The 16,773-nt window shown below is 56.2% G+C and carries 16 protein-coding genes; 10 read left to right on the top strand and 6 right to left on the bottom strand.

Annotated elements, in window-relative coordinates:
* Positions 1-73: 73 nt before the first annotated feature.
* Positions 74-523: a GNAT family N-acetyltransferase gene (locus tag GOW60_RS06400; RefSeq protein ID WP_171228642.1), complete on the bottom strand. Its 450-nt coding sequence runs from the start codon at positions 521-523 to the stop codon at positions 74-76.
* 93 nt (positions 524-616) lie between these two features.
* Here GOW60_RS06400 and guaA point away from each other — a divergent pair, with 93 nt between their 5' ends.
* The 9 genes from guaA (at position 617) to GOW60_RS06355 (ending at position 10,035) form a co-directional block, all read left to right on the top strand.
* On the top strand, positions 617-2,176 hold the full coding sequence (guaA, locus tag GOW60_RS06395; protein WP_171228641.1) for a glutamine-hydrolyzing GMP synthase: 1,560 nt from the start codon (positions 617-619) through the stop codon (positions 2,174-2,176).
* 203 nt (positions 2,177-2,379) lie between these two features.
* Complete coding sequence (locus GOW60_RS06390) at positions 2,380-3,285, top strand: DMT family transporter (protein ID WP_371813330.1); 906 nt, start codon at positions 2,380-2,382, stop codon at positions 3,283-3,285.
* 126 nt (positions 3,286-3,411) lie between these two features.
* Positions 3,412-4,572, top strand: a complete 1,161-nt coding sequence (locus GOW60_RS06385) for an OmpP1/FadL family transporter (RefSeq protein ID WP_152457810.1) — start codon at positions 3,412-3,414, stop codon at positions 4,570-4,572.
* 101 nt (positions 4,573-4,673) lie between these two features.
* Positions 4,674-5,570 (top strand): DMT family transporter, encoded by an 897-nt coding sequence (locus GOW60_RS06380; RefSeq protein WP_171228639.1) that lies wholly within the window; start codon positions 4,674-4,676, stop codon positions 5,568-5,570.
* Positions 5,571-5,618: 48 nt separating this feature from the next.
* On the top strand, positions 5,619-6,491 hold the full coding sequence (locus GOW60_RS06375) for an ATPase (protein WP_171228638.1): 873 nt from the start codon (positions 5,619-5,621) through the stop codon (positions 6,489-6,491).
* 36 nt (positions 6,492-6,527) lie between these two features.
* Positions 6,528-7,445 (top strand): homoserine O-succinyltransferase, encoded by a 918-nt coding sequence (gene metA, locus GOW60_RS06370; RefSeq protein ID WP_171228637.1) that lies wholly within the window; start codon positions 6,528-6,530, stop codon positions 7,443-7,445.
* Positions 7,435-8,388 (top strand): alpha/beta fold hydrolase, encoded by a 954-nt coding sequence (locus GOW60_RS06365; RefSeq protein ID WP_171228636.1) that lies wholly within the window; start codon positions 7,435-7,437, stop codon positions 8,386-8,388. Before metA ends, GOW60_RS06365 begins: the two co-directional genes overlap by 11 nt.
* A gap of 49 nt (positions 8,389-8,437) precedes the next feature.
* Positions 8,438-9,307: a polyphosphate kinase 2 gene (gene ppk2, locus GOW60_RS06360; RefSeq protein ID WP_171228635.1), complete on the top strand. Its 870-nt coding sequence runs from the start codon at positions 8,438-8,440 to the stop codon at positions 9,305-9,307.
* Between the two features lie 113 nt (positions 9,308-9,420).
* Positions 9,421-10,035, top strand: coding sequence for a TetR/AcrR family transcriptional regulator (locus GOW60_RS06355; protein ID WP_171228634.1), 615 nt, complete (start codon positions 9,421-9,423; stop codon positions 10,033-10,035).
* A gap of 5 nt (positions 10,036-10,040) precedes the next feature.
* Here GOW60_RS06355 and GOW60_RS06350 read toward each other — a convergent pair whose 3' ends face one another.
* Both GOW60_RS06350 and GOW60_RS06345 read right to left on the bottom strand, forming a co-directional pair.
* Complete coding sequence (locus GOW60_RS06350; RefSeq protein ID WP_171116220.1) at positions 10,041-11,099, bottom strand: adenylate/guanylate cyclase domain-containing protein; 1,059 nt, start codon at positions 11,097-11,099, stop codon at positions 10,041-10,043.
* On the bottom strand, positions 11,096-11,464 hold the full coding sequence (locus GOW60_RS06345; protein WP_152457802.1) for a group 1 truncated hemoglobin: 369 nt from the start codon (positions 11,462-11,464) through the stop codon (positions 11,096-11,098). The genes GOW60_RS06350 and GOW60_RS06345 overlap by 4 nt, the downstream gene beginning before the upstream one ends.
* A 399-nt stretch (positions 11,465-11,863) precedes the next feature.
* Here GOW60_RS06345 and speB point away from each other — a divergent pair, with 399 nt between their 5' ends.
* Positions 11,864-12,838 (top strand): agmatinase, encoded by a 975-nt coding sequence (speB, locus tag GOW60_RS06340; RefSeq protein ID WP_171228883.1) that lies wholly within the window; start codon positions 11,864-11,866, stop codon positions 12,836-12,838.
* Positions 12,839-12,871: 33 nt separating this feature from the next.
* On the opposite strand, the gene GOW60_RS06335 is transcribed toward speB, so the two are convergent.
* The 3 genes from GOW60_RS06335 to GOW60_RS06325 all read right to left on the bottom strand — a co-directional run bounded on the left by GOW60_RS06335 (position 12,872) and on the right by GOW60_RS06325 (position 16,747).
* Positions 12,872-14,092 (bottom strand): aminopeptidase P family protein, encoded by a 1,221-nt coding sequence (locus tag GOW60_RS06335; protein WP_171228633.1) that lies wholly within the window; start codon positions 14,090-14,092, stop codon positions 12,872-12,874.
* A 163-nt stretch (positions 14,093-14,255) separates the two neighbouring features.
* Positions 14,256-15,467 carry an ABC transporter permease gene (locus GOW60_RS06330; RefSeq protein ID WP_152457799.1) on the bottom strand — a complete coding sequence of 404 codons (1,212 nt, stop codon included), beginning with the start codon at positions 15,465-15,467 and terminating at the stop codon, positions 14,256-14,258.
* Between the two features lie 5 nt (positions 15,468-15,472).
* On the bottom strand, positions 15,473-16,747 hold the full coding sequence (locus tag GOW60_RS06325) for an ABC transporter permease (protein ID WP_152457798.1): 1,275 nt from the start codon (positions 16,745-16,747) through the stop codon (positions 15,473-15,475).
* Between the last annotated feature and the right edge of the window lie 26 nt (positions 16,748-16,773).

The following is a 16,773-nucleotide window of genomic DNA, read 5'->3' as shown; positions in this document are numbered from 1 at the left end:
ACAGGTTTGCCGGAACTCAAGCATAGGGATTGCGGCGCTCTGGGGGGAAAAGCGACATCGCCGCCCCAGGCGGTCAGTCAGGATCGGCCGCCAAAGCTTTCTCCATGGTAAGGCCGCTGCCCGCCTGATCCGTCACTTTCCAGCCCATGTGCCGATACATCGCAATCGTGTCTTTCATCATTTTATGAGTTCGCAACTTCAGCTTGGATAGGTTCCGTGCCTGTGCTTCTTCTTCGGCAAACTGCATCAATTGCCGCGCGACCCCCTGCCCTTGGGCTTCGGGCGCAACCGCAAGGTTGAACACCATGATTGCATCGTCAACCTGGTCAAAAACGATGACCCCGACTATACCGCCGGATATCGCAAGCACGACGCGATGGGTCTGGATGTCATCCGCGATCCCGGCAGTAACGTCCGGCAGATCCTCGATCCGGCTCATCGCATCTGCATAAGCCCTTTCCAGGCAGCGCGTTACCTCATCCGCATCCACCACAGCAGCCGTTCTGAACTCGATCTTCGACATGGCACCTGATCTTTCCGCCGGTTTGACTCGGCTTTTGCACCAAATGACGCCATACCGCTTGCACATGCAAGGCTTGCAACTTATGAGCCGGTTATGACCCAGACATCCCACGACCGCCTTCTGATCATCGACTTCGGCAGCCAGGTTACGCAGCTTATCGCCCGCCGCCTGCGCGAGCTGAATGTCTATTGTGAAATTCACCCTTACCAGAATGTCACGATGGATTTCGTGCGGGAAATGGCGCCGCGCGCCGTGATTTTCTCGGGCGGTCCGGACAGCGTGACGCGCGAGGGCTCGCCCCGCGCCCCGCAAGAGATTTTTGATTATGGCGTTCCGATCCTGGGCATCTGCTATGGCCAGCAGGTGATGATGCATCAGCTTGGCGGCAAGGTCGAAAGCGGCCATGGCACAGCCGAGTTTGGTCGCGCCTTTGTTACACCCAAAGACAAACTGGATATTCTGGAAGGCTGGTTCGCGGACGGCGACGAACAAGTCTGGATGAGCCATGGCGACCATGTCAGTGAAATCGCACCGGGGTTCGAGGTATTCGGAACCTCGCCCAACGCACCTTATGCGATCACGGCCGATCCATCGCGGCACTTCTATGCCGTGCAGTTCCACCCCGAGGTACACCATACGCCAAAGGGCGCGAAACTGTATGAAAACTTCGTAAAGCTGGCCGGGTTCAAGGGCGACTGGACCATGGGCGCCTATCGCGAAGAGATGATCCGCAAGATCAGCGAACAAGTCGGAGACAAAAAGGTCATTTGCGGATTGTCCGGTGGCGTTGACAGCTCGGTTGCCGCGATCCTTATTCACGAAGCAATCGGGGATCAGCTGACCTGCGTCTTCGTCGATCATGGGCTGCTGCGCAAGAATGAGGCCGAAGAAGTCGTCGGCATGTTCCGGGACAACTACAACATTCAGTTGATCCACGCCGACGAATCCGAGTTGTTCCTTGGCGAACTGGAAGGTCAGAGCGACCCCGAGACCAAACGCAAAATCATCGGAAAGCTGTTCATCGACGTGTTCCAGAAACACGCCGATACCATCGACGGCGCCGAATTCCTGGCACAGGGCACTCTCTATCCCGATGTGATCGAATCGGTGTCGTTCTCGGGCGGACCTTCCGTAACGATCAAGTCCCACCACAATGTGGGTGGCTTGCCGGAAAAGATGGGCTTGAAACTGGTGGAACCGCTGCGCGAATTGTTCAAGGACGAAGTCCGTGCCTTGGGTCGCGAGCTTGGTCTGCCGCAGAGCTTCATCGGGCGCCACCCCTTCCCCGGGCCGGGTCTGGCCATTCGCTGCCCCGGCGAGATCACCCGCGAAAAGCTGGAGATTCTGCGCGAGGCCGACGCGATCTACATCGATCAGATCCGCAAACACGGGCTTTATGATGACATCTGGCAGGCTTTCGTCGCCATCCTTCCCGTCCGCACCGTCGGCGTAATGGGCGACGGACGCACCTATGACTATGCCTGTGCGTTGCGGGCCGTCACCTCGGTCGATGGGATGACGGCGGATTATTACCCGTTCAGCCATGAGTTCCTTGGCGAAACGGCAACCCGGATCATCAACGAAGTCAAAGGCATCAACCGATGCACATATGACATCACCTCGAAACCCCCCGGAACCATCGAGTGGGAGTGACCCGGTAAAACGCAACCGCGTTCGACGCCAAAACGACCCGATCCCGGGAAATCTTGCAAGCCGCGCCTGAAAAGGTCGGGCACGGCCTTGAACCTGACGCTTCATAAGCGTTTCAATGATTCAACGAATTCAATCTTTTTGATCGCGCAGCGAAAGCCCCGGTACCGAGGCCGTGACCGCGCGGCCAGGCCGGGGTGCGGTACGTGAATCAGACACAAAAAAACACATTCAAGGCCGCCTTGTGGATGACCGGAGCCATCGCGTCCTTCTCCTCGATGGCGGTTGCCGGTCGCGAACTGAGCCTCGTGCACGACACATTCGAGATCATGATGTATCGAAGCCTCGTCGGGTTTCTTGTTGTCGCCCTCGTACTCACGGCCACAGGCAGTTGGGTTCAGATTTCCACGCAACGCCTGGGGTTGCACGCCCTGCGAAACACCCTGCATTTCACAGGGCAGAATCTTTGGTTCTATGCGGTCGCTGTTGCGCCTCTGGCGCAGGTGTTCGCGCTGGAATTCACGCAGCCGCTTTGGGTGATCCTGCTGTCGCCACTGCTGCTGAACGAACGTCTGACGCGCCTCAAGATAACGGCAGCGCTTATCGGTTTTGCGGGCGTTTTGATTGTCACGCGCCCAGGCAGTGCGCCTCTGAGTCCCGGCCTTGCTACGGCGGCCGCGTCTGCGATTTTCTTCGCATTTACAACGATTACCACGAAAAACCTCACTCGTTTTGCCAGCATCGGCTGCATCGTTTTCTGGCTTACGTCCATGCAGGCGGTGCTTGGGGCCATCGCAGCCGGTTTTGACGGGCAGATTGCCTTGCCCACGGCGCAAACCCTTCCGTTTTTGGTTCTGGTCGGGCTGGCGGGGCTGCTGGCACATTTCTGCATTACCAACGCGCTTGCGATTGCCCCCGCGACAGTTGTGATCCCATTTGATTTTGCGAGGCTTCCCACGATCGCGGTGGTCGGAATGATCCTGTACCACGAACCCATTGACCATTGGGTTCTGATCGGTGCGGCGGTCATCTTTTCGGGAATTTTCCTGAATATCTGGTCTGAAAGCCGTAACAGTTTAGCAACAGTTGAAAACAGTAGTCGCAATACGTAACGCACCGTCACCAGTTGACCTTAAAGTAATCAAAAAGAGAGTATTGCTCATCATACACGGGACAGGCGTTCATCACACTCAGCCAAACGCCATTGAAGCCCGCCAGGGATTGTTAGGGAGGACAGAATGAAAAAAACACTACTCGCGACCTGCGCTTTGTGCGTTGGAGCGACGGCAGGATACGCAGGCGGCCTTGATCGAAGCGGTCAGGGCATCAACCTGATCTTCGAAGAAGGGTCAGCAGTCCAGTTTCGGTTGGGATACACCAACCCCAGCGTAACGGGCACCATGCCTGCTTTGGCTGGACCAAACATCGGGCAGCCGGTCGATTCCGGAGAGGTTGCGAACGACTTTTTCACACCGCATCTGGGTTACAAAACGTCTCTGACCGAAAAGCTCGATTTCGCGATCATGTATGACCAGCCCTTTGGGGCCGACATTGAATACGCGAACACCTACCCTCTTTCGATCAACCCTATTCCGGGTGGTCGTACCGATGTTTTGAGGGCTACAGCAGACACGGACGCCATTACGGCATTGCTGCGTTACAAATTCGATGGCGGGTTCAGCGCAATCGGCGGTATTCGAGCACAGCGTGTGAAGGCTTCTGTCACCGTCCCGCTTGCAGCAGGGTACCAGGTTGACACCGATGCCGACACTGCATTCGGCTACGTTATCGGGGTTGCATGGGAGAAACCGGAAATCGCAGCACGTGTGTCACTGACATACAACTCCAAGATCAGCCACGATCTATCGCAAACAGAATCTCTGAACCCACCACCGTTCCCTCCGATTCCACCCGGGACCGTGGCCACCTTCAACACAAACAGCGAAATTGAGACGCCCCAGTCGATCAACCTGGACTTCCAGACGGGCGTCGCGCCTAAAACGCTGTTGTTTGGTTCTGTTCGTTGGGTCGACTGGCCACAGCTGGTGTACAACCCGCCAAACTATCCGCCGACCAGCAACCTTGTTGACTACGACGATGCGACCTTCACCTATTCGTTGGGCTTGGGGTATCAATTCTCGGAAGAGTTCAGCGGTGCTGTAACACTAGGCTATGAGTCTTCTCAGGGCACTCCTGTATCCAACCTCGGCCCGACCGATGGGTTCTGGAGCATTGGTCTGGGCGGAACATATTCGTTGGAGAATGCCAAAATTTCCGGTGGCGTACGCTACACTGACATCGGTGATGCAACGGCAGATGGCGCCTTTGGCCAAACAGCCACCTTCAGCGGCAACAGCGCCTGGAGTGTTGGGTTTCAGATCACTTACGCTCTGAACTAAATCCAAGGTGTTTTCATCTTAGGCTCCGCTGTTTCAGCGGGGTCTTTTTTATGCGCAGGTTTCGGGTCGTATATCTGTCGAATGAATGAAATTGTGCGGCCATGAACACGCAAAAACACCTTTCTCGGCGCGCCTGGGTCGAACTTCTTCTCCTGGCCGTGATCTGGGGCGCATCCTTTGTAGCCATCCGGATCGCTCTGGACTCCATTCCCGTTATGACATCGGTTCTGCACCGCACGTTCTGGGCGATGCTGGTGCTGTGGCTGGTGGCATGGGGCAAGGGGCTTTCGCTGCCCCGCTCTCTGCGCATCTGGGGCGCATTTCTGATCATGGGGTTGCTGAACAATGTCATCCCGTTCAGCTTGATGGCATGGGGTCAGCTTTACATAGATTCTGGTCTTACGGCCATTCTGAACGCGACCACAGCCATCTTTGGCGTTCTGGTTGCGGCGCTGTTTTTCAAAGATGAGCGTTTGACACAAGCCCGGGTCATCGGAGTCGTTTTGGGTTTTCTCGGTGTCTCGATCACCATCGGAATACAGACCTTCACGTCTTTCAGCCTGCAAAACACAGCGCAGCTTGCCGTGTTGGCCGGAACGCTGTCGTATGCTTTTGCGGCGGCTTGGGCGCGGCATCATCTGTCTGACCTTCATCCCGTAGTCGCGGCGGCAGGAATGCTGACCGGTTCGACTGTGCTGATCCTGCCGCTGGCGCTGATGACGGACGGGGTGCCAACGCTTGCTCTGCCCGCGATCACCTGGGCTGCGATTGGCTATTACGCCATTGTGGCAACAGCGGGGGCATATCTTTTGTACTATCGAGTCCTGGCGATGGCGGGCAGCGGCAACCTGATGCTGGTGACGCTTGTCATCCCTCCGGTCGCCATCGTGCTTGGCGCAATTCTGCGGAACGAAGCGCTGCCGCCGAATGCCTATTTCGGCTTTGTCATCCTTGCCATGGGCCTTCTGGTATTGAACCGAGCTGGCCGCCGTGATTGACGCCGTGCGCTGCCCGATTTAGCAAAGGCAAAAAAGGGACAGCACAAGATGATCTACAACTCAGCCGAAGACTGGCGCACGGCAAGCCGCAAGAAGGTGCTGTTCTTTGGCATGTCCGGTCTGGGCAAGACATATGTCTCGAACATTCTTCGGGACTCAGGCAACTGGTTTCACTACTCGATCGACTATCGCATCGGCACCCGGTACATGGGCGAATACATCACCGACAATGCAAAGGCCGAGGCGATGAAAGTCCCGTTCTTGCGTGACCTGCTTCTGTCGGATTCCATTTACATCGGCTCGAATATCTCGTTCGCGAACCTGACTCCGGTCGCAGCCTATCTGGGCAAACCGGGCAACCCTGCCCTTGGCGGATTGGAGATGCCGGAATACCGCCGCAGGCAGGAACAGTTTCGACTGGCCGAAATACACGCTCTGCTGGATACCGAGTATTTCATCGACCGAGCCGAGCGTTTGTACAAATACCCCCATTTCATCTGCGACACCGGTGGATCGATCTGCGAATGGGTAGACCCCGAAGATCCGAACGATCGGGTACTGTCCGAGCTTTCGCAACACACCCTGATGATCTGGCTGAAGGGGGATGAGGAACACACGGCAGAGCTTGTCCGCCGTTTTGACAAAGCTCCAAAGCCGATGTCTTACCAGGCCGAATTCCTGACCAAGGCGTGGACAGATTATCTGGACCTGCAAGGCTGTTCAGAAGCGGATGTTGATCCCGATGATTTCGTCCGTTGGACCTATGCACAGGCCTTGGCGCACCGCCAGCCGCGTTACGAGGCCATGGCGAACAACTGGGGCGTGGCGATCGCTGCCAACGACATCGGAAAAATCCGCGATGCCGCCGATTTCAATGAGTTGATCGAACGCACACTTGAGACCACGCGCAATAACGCCTAACTACCAGTTTTCACTGATCTCTTAGAAGCCTGACACATGCCCATCAAAATCCCATCGGAACTGCCTGCATTTGACGTCCTGACCAAAGAGGGCGTCATGGTCATGGACGAAGATCAGGCAATGCGTCAGGACATCCGCCCGCTGCGCATCGGTTTGCTGAACCTGATGCCCAAGAAAATCCAGACCGAAAACCAGTTCGCGCGCCTGATCGGGGCAACCCCGTTGCAGATCGATCTGTCTTTGATCCGCATGACCGAACACCGGACCAAGAACACCGCCGCCGAGCATATGTCCGAATTCTATCGCCCGTTTCAGGAGATCAAAGATCAGAAATTCGACGGCCTGATCATCACCGGTGCCCCGATCGAACATCTGGAATTTCATGATGTCACCTATTGGGACGAAATCAGCGAGATCTTCGACTGGACCCAAACCAACGTACATTCCACCTTTGGTGTGTGCTGGGGCGGGATGGCGATGATCAACCATTTTCACGGCGTCAAAAAGCACATGCTGGACGCAAAAGCCTTTGGGTGTTTCCGGCATCGCAACCTGGACCCGGCGTCTCCGTTCCTGCGCGGTTTCTCGGATGACTGCGTCATTCCGGTCAGCCGATGGACGGAAATGAAACAGGATGAAATCGATCGCGCACCCGGGCTGAGGACCCTGTTGGGCAGCGACGATGTCGGCCCCTGTCTGGTCGAAGATCCCGGCCATCGCGCGCTGTATATCTTCAATCACTTCGAATACGACAGTGACACGCTGAAACAGGAATATGATCGGGACGTCAGCAACGGCACGCCTATCAACGTGCCGATAAACTATTACCCCGATGATGATCCATCCAAAAAGCCGCAGAACCGATGGCGCAGTCACGCACATCTGCTGTACGGCAACTGGATCAACGAAATCTATCAGACCACGCCGTTCGACATAACGAAAATTGGCCACTAAAGTCCTGATATCCCTTGGCTTGGCCGTTCTGGGCCTTGTCATACTGACAACCTGGCGCAGCGCCCGGAACGAAGCGCTGGCCGAGGCGGCTTTCCCCCCCGAGGGTCGGATTCTGGATGTGGGCGGCATCGCCGTGCACGCCGTGGTCATGGGGGACGGTCCTGATGTCGTTCTGATCCACGGTTCCAGCGGGAACACGCGCGACATGACCTTCGCGCTGGCCCCCATTCTGGCTAGGTCATACCGCGTGATCGTTTTTGACCGACCGGGCCTGGGCTATTCCGAAAGCTTCAATCCGGATGGCGAAACCATCATTGAACAGGCGGATATCCTGCAACGGGCGGCGGCTCAGCTTGGTGCGGAAAAACCCATCGTGGCCGGGCAGAGCTATGGCGGATCGGTCTCGCTGGCCTGGGCCGTGACCCGGCCCGAGAATATCTCGGCTCTGGTTCTGATCGCCCCGGCCGCCATCCCATGGGAAACGCCTTTGGATGGGTTCAACCGGCTTGCGTCAACCACGGCGGGCAATGTGCTGGCCTTGCCCTTGATCAGCTCTTTCCTGCCCGAATGGTACGTCACACAGGCGTTGGACAAAGTTTTTGCACCGCAAACGGCGCCCGAAGGCTATGCGGAACATTTCGGGCCCGGGCTGACGATCCGGCGTGGCTCGATGCATGCAAACGCCAAGCAGCGCGCCAACCTGCTGGACGAAATTACCAGTTTGCAACCCAGATATGGCGAGATCTCCGTTCCGACGGAAATCATCCACGGAACGGCCGACGACACCGTTGGTCTTGAATGGCATTCTGAACGCCTGATCGAACAGATCCCCGGGGCCGAATTGATCGAGCTACCGGGTGTCGGTCACATGCCACAGGTGGTCGCGGCACCCGAGGTTGCCGCCGCGATTGATCGCGCGGCGCAGCGCGCGGGTTTGCGTTAACCCACGCTCTAATCCATAGTCAGATATGGATTTTATCGCGAGGTGACATATGGCCCGGTCAGGAAAAGGCTCTATCGAGAAGTATTTTCAGAAAGACGCGCCCAAATCTGTACGGGAAGAGATTCAAAACGCGAAAAAGGGCGATATTCTGAACCCGACCTACCCGTATTCCGAAAAAATGAAGACCAAGGATTATGATGAGCAGATGGACCTGCTTCAGATTGAATTGGTCAAAATGCAATCCTGGGTCAAGGAAACCGACCAGCGGGTTGCCATCATTTTCGAAGGCCGCGATGCCGCCGGCAAAGGTGGCACCATCAAACGGTTTCGCGAAAACCTGAACCCGCGCGGCGCGCGCAACGTTGCGCTGGCCAAACCATCAGACGCCGAACGCAGCCAATGGTATTTTCAGCGCTACATCCCGCATCTGCCCGCCGCAGGAGAGATCGTGTTCTTTGATCGCAGCTGGTACAATCGAGGTGTCGTCGAGAACGTCTTTGGCTTCTGCACTCAGGAACAGCGTGAGAGGTTCTTCCGTCAGGTCCTGCCGCTTGAAACGGGCCTGGTGAATGACGGCATCCATTTGTTCAAGTTCTGGCTCAATGTCGGGCGCGCAGAACAACTGAACCGTTTTCTGGCGCGCGAAAACGACCCTTTGAAGCATTGGAAGCTCAGCGCGATCGACGTCGCAGGGCTGAACAAATGGGATGAATACACGCAGTCGATCTCGGAAACTCTGACCCGGTCGCATTCTGATGCCTGCCCGTGGACGATTGTGCGTTCCGACGACAAGAAACGCGCGCGGCTTGCGGCCATCCGAACGGTTCTGCATGCCTTGGACTATGATGAGAAGGACAAAAAGAGTATTGGCGAGATTGATGCCCGTATCTGCGGTGGCCCGGATATGTGGGGGGCGTAGATTGTCTCTCTGCCGCGCCCCGTTGATACCTTCACGATCATGCATTGGACGACAATGCGTCGGTGGTCTATGTCCTTGTCTTCCAACACGCAATCAATGCAACTGAGGCCGGGATGACGAAACGCGGTTATCACCACGGAAACCTAAAGCAAGCCCTGATCGAGGCTGCCTTGTCCCTGATCGAAGACAAGGGCCCGACCGGTTTCACGCTGTCCGAGGCGGCCAAAACGGCCGGTGTCACGCCTGCCGCCGTCTACCGTCATTTTCAAGGGCGCGAGGACCTGATTGCCGAAGCCGCACGGCAGGGGTTTGAGATGTTCGCAGACCTGATGCAATACGCCTATGACGAAGGACAGCCTTCAGCCCTTGCCGCCTTTGAAGCAACGGGGCGGGCATATCTGGCCTTTGCGCGCAAAAATCCCGGGCATTACATCGCCATGTTCGAAAGCGGGATTTCCCTGAACCGGACACCCGAACTGTCCCTTGCGGCCAACCGGGCCAAGTCCGTTCTTGAAAAAGCGGCCGCGGACCTGTCCCAGCATATTCCTCCTGACAAGCGCCCGCCCGCATCGATGTTCAGCGCCCATATCTGGGCGATGAGCCACGGAGTCGTTGAGCTGTATGCCCGAAATACCGGCGCAACTTCGCCTTTTCCTCCCGAAGATTTGCTGGAAAGCGGTATCGGCATCTACCTGCGCGGTTTGGGCCTGATCCCCCAGGACGAGTGACGCAGTCAGAACGAACGGCTGCCCTGAGGCATACTCAAGCCCGATGTCACATTGATCAGATCCATCTCACCCATCCCCTTGATATCAACGCACCCAAGCTCCGAGACCTGAAACTCGTCAATCAGGGCATATTTCATCTCTTCCGGGGCCACGATGTTCATGGGGTTGGCAAAGACCTGCAACCGGGACGCGATGTTTACGGCAGGGCCAAACACGTCATAGACATATTTCTGAATGCCCACGACCGATCCCACCGCCGCACCCATCCCCAATCCGATCCGGGCCTGCCACTTATGCGGATGGCTTTCGTTGCGGCGTTCGAGATAGCGCAAGAACCTGACCGCACAATGCGCCACGGCGGTCGCATGATCCGGTGTTGGATCTGGCATACCTGACACGGCCAGATAAGCATCTCCGATCGTTTTGATCCGCTCACACCCGAATTGTTCCACGATCCGGTCAAAGGCCGTGAAGATGTCGTTCAGTTCGCTCAAAGTCACCGTCGGGTCGGTCTTGGCCGCAAAATCCGTGAACCCTACAAAATCCAGCATCACCACTGAAACCTGCTGATACAGCTGCGGCGTGACAACGCCGAACGTCTTGAACTCTTCATACACGGCTCGGGGCATCAGGTTCAGCAACAGCCGTTCCACTCTTTCCTTTTCGCGCTCAAGCTCTCGGGTGTTGCGCTCGACCATGGTGGAATAGCTGTCGATCATGCTTTCCAATTCGCGAATGCGGGTGATGTTCTGACATTCCACGATCAGCACCTGCTCGGACAAGCCATTGGCCAATGAGACCGTGACAGCAAAGATCAAGGTCCTGCGTTTCGGCTTTATCTGCAATTCGACCGAGTACCGAAGGCCGGACTGCTTTACGTCCTCAAGTTCCTTTGGGTCGAGATCCGACAGAACGTCGCTTAGGGTACTGCCCTTTTCAGGAGTGCCGAACCACTCCGTAAAAGGCCCGTTGTGAAACACGAATTGCAGGTCGGATGCGCGCACCACGGCGACGCCGACTCCGATCGCACGCAGCAATTGCTCGTTTATCGCCAGAATGCTCATGCCGCGTTCCGGGTGACTATGATCGAACGTTTGCCTTCGATTGCGGTCAGCGCAGTTTTGATGTCTCCATCGGACATGCCATGCTGACTCAGCGCGTCGCCAAACAGCTCGGCCATGACGTCGAATTCGTTGTGCGAAATGTTCAGATGCCGATGAACTGCTTCGATCCTGTCATCACTGAAGGATGCCGGCCCGCCAATCAAAGACGAGACGAACTTGGTTTGATGGTCGATCAGGCGCGGCATATCAATGTCTTCGAAATGATGGCCGATCTCATCCGAATCCAACGCCATTTCATAGAAGGTCATCACGACCCGGCTGATCGTTTTGAAACCGCCATATTTTTCATAAAGTGTCTGTGCCACACGAATACCCGCGCGTTACCAATCAATAACCCCACAACTTTATATCAAATCGATATTTTTGTTAACGCTTATGATTTTCTGGCCCGGAAGGATCAAAAACCGTCTTTCCGCACAGGAAAACCTGCCAGAGCATCGCCGAGGCCGAAGCGGATCTTTCATTCGTTCTTTGGGAATGGGAAACGAAGGAAAGGCAACACCATCAGCGGGATTGTCTTTTGACCGATCCTGAAGCGCTCTGATGGGCTGGGCCGGGTCAGTTTTGAACGCAAGCCCGCCCTTCTGACAGAAAACTTCGCCTGATCCCCCCAAAACCCGCCGTTCAAAGAGAATTTAGTTTCAATACGGCGTGTCCTCATGTTCACATTCGGGAAAATGGCACAACAATCGAAAGGACCAAAAGTGCAGGAACATGGATATGCGTCCGGGCGACTGAATCTTCCTTTTGTCGGAATATCGACCTTCGCAAAATCTCCATATGTCGAGAACTGGGACAGAATCGAGGCCGATGCTTGCGTGCTCGGCGCGCCGTTCGACTTTGGTACCCAATGGCGCCCCGGCGCGCGTTTTGGTCCTCGGGCCGTGCGAGAGGCATCGACCCTTTTCAGTTTTGGCCATGCCGGCGCCTATGATCATGAGGATGACGCGACCTATCTTGACAGCTCGGTTCGGATCGTCGACCTGGGCGATGCGGATATCGTCCACACCAAGACCGAGACCAGCCACAAGAACATAGCCTTTGGCGTGCAAAAAATTCTCGAGGCCGGGGCACTTCCGCTGGTGATTGGCGGTGATCACTCGGTCAACATCCCCTGCATTTCCGCATTTGAAAGCGACTGCGCCGAAAACGGCCCGATCCATGTTGTTCAAATCGATGCGCATTTGGACTTTGTAGATGAACGTCACGGCGTCACCAACGGGCACGGAAATCCCATGCGCCGCGCGATCGAGAAAGACTATGTTTCAGGGATGACCCAGCTGGGCATTCGAAACGTATCGTCCACCGCCAAGGAAGGGTATGACGACGCGCGCGCGCGCGGATCGGACATCCTGTCCGTGCGGCAGGTTCGCAGATTGGGAACAGAGGCTGTTCTTGACCGCATTCCCGAAGGCAAACGGTACTATGTAACGATCGATATCGATGCGTTCTGCCCCTCGATCGCGCCCGGAACCGGCACTCCGAGCCACGGAGGTTTTTTGTACTATGACGTTCTGGAAATCCTTCAGGGGCTGGCGAAAAGGGGCGACGTGGTGGGCATCGATCTGGTCGAGGTGGCCCCCGCCTACGACCCCACTGAAAGCACTCAGATTCTGGCGGCGCAGCTGCTGTTGAATTTTCTGGGTTTCATTTTTCACGAACGTGCCCGACGCACGTGAAAAGCGGGTGGAGCCGAGGCTCCACCCCAAACCTCAGGCGTCGATTATGTTGTGCCCCGGCCCGTAGGGAAAGCCTGTGATGTTTTCGGCTCCGTCTTCGCCCACCACCAGAATATCGTGTTCCCTGTAACCGCCTGCACCGGGCTGGCCTTCGGGGATCCACAGCATCGGCTCAATCGAGACCACCATGCCGGGTTCCAGCACTGTGTCGATGTCTTCGCGGAGTTCCAGACCGGCTTCGCGACCATAGTAGTGGCTCAGAACACCAAACGAGTGCCCATAGCCGAAGGAACGATATTGAAGCAGACCTTCGTCGGCAAAGAACCGGTTGATCTCGGCGGTGATACCGGAACATGTGGCACCGGGTTTGATCAGGCTCAATCCAAGTTCATGCGCGGCCACATTGGCCTTCCACAGGCGCAGGCTGTCGGCATCCGGCTCACCTAGAAACAGGGTCCGCTCCAGGGCGGTGTAATAGCCCGAGATCATCGGAAAGGTGTTCAGCGACAGGATATCACCTTTTTGCAACGCGCGTTTGGTGACCGGGTTATGCGCGCCGTCGGTGTTCAAACCCGACTGAAACCAAACCCATGTGTCGCGGTATTCGGCATCCGGATAGGCCCGCGCGATTTCCACTTCCATCGCGTCTCGACCTGCCATCGCAATTTCGATTTCGGTTGCGCCTTCGCGGATTGCGGCATGGATCGCAGCACCACCCACATCGGCCGTGCGCGCTCCACCCTTGATCAATTCGATCTCTTCAGCGGATTTGATCATCCGCGCGGCCATGGTGTCGGCCGCGATGTCAACCAACTCTGGCTCGTCCAGCGTGTTCAGCGCCGTGTCGCGCGCTGCAAGCGTCATGTGGTCGCCTTCGATGCCGATCCGCTTTGCATTCCCGATCAGGCTCGCAACTGCCCGCCAGTAGTTGTCGCGTTTCCAGTCTGTATAAATCACATTGTCTCCAACCGACCGGCGCCAGGGTTGTCCGGCATCAATATTGGCCGAAACGGTGGTGCAGTTGTCCTGGGTCACAACACAGCCATAAGGGCGCCCGAACGCACAGTACAGAAAGCCTGAATAATAGGCGATGTTCTGCATCGATGTCAGCAACACCACCGGGATATCCCGCTGGGCCATGATCGCGCGCAGCTTGCCAAGACGGCGGTCATATTCGGATTTGCTGAACGGCAACGGGGCCTTGTCGCCATTATGGCAGGTGAAGAACTGAGGGCGGTTAGAAATGTCAGTCATCCTTGGTCTCTCATCTATGCCGGGCGTGCATTTTCCCGGCCACATGTCCCGGCGTTCAGGACAGGCGGTCTCGGGGTCCGAGAGCCGATCACCTCCGTAGTCGCCGCGACGCCATCGCGGCAGAGATGAACAGGTGAATCGTTAGATCAGACGATTTGCTGCGTCAAGCGGGCGAAAGGCCCCGCAGACGCTCCGACCGACGCCGCAACAGTTCAACCGTCGTCAACAGGGCAATGGATAGGACCACAAGGATTGTGGCGACTGCCAGAATGGTTGGACTGATCTGTTCCCGCAGACCGGTGAACATCTGCCACGGCAATGTCTTTTGCGAGGCGGAGCCCACAAACAAGACCACGACCACTTCGTCGAACGATGTGATGAAGGCAAACAGGCCGCCCGAGATTACGCCCGGCAATATTAATGGCATCTGTATCTTGAAGAAGGTCCTAACGGGCCCTGCGCCCATATTGGCAGCCGCCCGTGTCAGGGATCGATCAAAGCCCACCAGGGTCGCCGTCACGGTAATGATCACAAAGGGAATACCCAGCACGGCGTGGGCCAGGATAACTTTCAGATAGCCTACGAAGTTCTTGTTCATGCCAAGTGTACCTTCGAGGAAACGCCCGATATCACTGTAGAAAAAGAACATACCCGTCGCCGAGATGATCAGCGGAACAATCATCGGCGAAATCAGAATTCCCATGATCGCACGGCGTCCGGGAACGTGCGACTGGCTGAGCCCGATCGCGGCCAGCGTTCCCAACGTTACCGAAATAACCGTCGCAATCGGCGCGATGATCAGCGAATTCTTGAAGCTGCGTTGCCATTCGTTGTTGGTGAAGAAATCTCGGTAATGCTTCAGCGAATAGCCTTCCGGATCAAGCCGCAGCATCTCGGGCGTGAAGGTAAAGAAGTCCTGCGCGTTGAAAGACAACGGCAACACCACCAGAATCGGCGTGATCAGAAAGACGAAGATCGCACCACAGATCACGCGAAACAGGTAGTGATAGAAAACCTGTTGTGCCGTGAGATACGGCAGCAGCTTGCGCCGATACCGCCCCTCGTACAACCAATAGATAAACCAGGCGAAAAACCAGCCGCCGAGCAGCCCCAATACACCGCCCATCAACCCGGCCACTAAAAAACCCACGACGCCGAATCCGATGATATTGATCAAGCGTGCGAGGTTTTCGTTCTTCACGATATTTATGTAGACCCAAGCCAGCCCCGCGATCAGAACGGCTCCGCCCAGTATACCCAGAAGGACCGAACCATTTCCGGCCCCGACGAAAATGCCGGCAAAGGCCCCGGCAAGTGCCACACTGGGCAAAACCATGGACATGGGTTTGCGGGATATCGGTGTCAGTGCTGCCATCTTGATTATCCCAACTTCACGTTATCGATGCCTACGATCTTGTCGTAGACCCAGTAGAGCAACAGCACGACCGCCAGAAGGATCGTACCCAAGGCCGCAGCCAGCCCCCAGTTCAGTGAGGACGAGATGTGATAGGCAATCCGGTTCGAGATGAAGACGCCCTTGGTGCCGCCCACGATCTCGGGCGTGATGTAGTACCCAATCGCCAGAATGAACACGAGGATCGAACCGGCACCGATTCCGGGCACGGATTGCGGGAAGTAGATGCGCCAGAACGTCGTCCAGTTCGTTGCACCCATGGATTTGGCCGCACGCGTGTAAGACGGCGGAATGGTCTGCATCACCGAATACATTGGCAAGATCATGAACGGCAAAAGAATGTGTGTCATCGCGATGATGGTGCCGATCTGGTTGTTGATTATGATCAGGCGAGCGTCATCAGCGACCAGCCCCAACCAAACGAGGGTATCGTTAATAACCCCCTGTTGCTGCAACATGACCTTCCAGGCGGACGTTCGAACCAGAAGGGACGTCCAGAAGGGCAAAAGGACAAGTATCATCAACAGGTTCGATACCCGCATCGGAAGTGTCGCCAACAAATAACTGACAGGATAAGCAAGCAGGATACATGCACCTGTTATTACGAGCGACATGAACAGAGTACGTCCAAAAAGCTTTATCAGGATTTGCTTGTCTTCGGGTTGGGCCTGTGCGCCTTCCGGGGTTCTGCGCATATCGACGGCATTCAGGAAGTAACCATTGGTAATCGCTGGTGAGTGGGTCTTGATCACTCGCCAGGTTTGCGGATCTCCCCATCCGTCATGAATCTCGATCAATTTTTCCTTGAACGGCCCATCCGTTTCAGGGTCCAGTTTTTTGATCTGGCGCCCGGACCTGCGGAACATCGAAGACATGCCAGTCTCTTCGTAGTTCAAACGCGAACCGAGCCTTGTGTGCTCTTTGTTGTCAATCGCAACAATCATGTCGCGGACAAAGGCCTCGTATACATCCTCACCCGGCAACTCACCTGACTGCTCGTCCCAGTTGTTCAGGGCTTCTACGGTCAAGGGAAGCGTGTCGGACACGATACTGTTTTCAACAGACCTGAACAGCATCGATGCAATGGGAACGATGAATGAAAACAGGACAAAGAGGAGAAGCGGAGCAACCAACAGCAACGCCCGGAGCTTTTGCCTGCGTAGCGACCGCGCCAGCGACTGCTTGAGCGGTGTTCCATCAGCGGCCAGCATAGGGCCCGCGTTTTGGGTGGCGTCGGTCATTGTTGCCCCTTGGCTTTTTTGGGGTC

It is taken from the genome of Ruegeria sp. HKCCA4008 (genome assembly GCF_013033125.1).
Lineage (GTDB): Bacteria > Pseudomonadota > Alphaproteobacteria > Rhodobacterales > Rhodobacteraceae > Ruegeria.
Note: the sequence above shows the minus strand (reverse complement) of the source record. Positions and strands in the feature narration are given on the sequence as shown.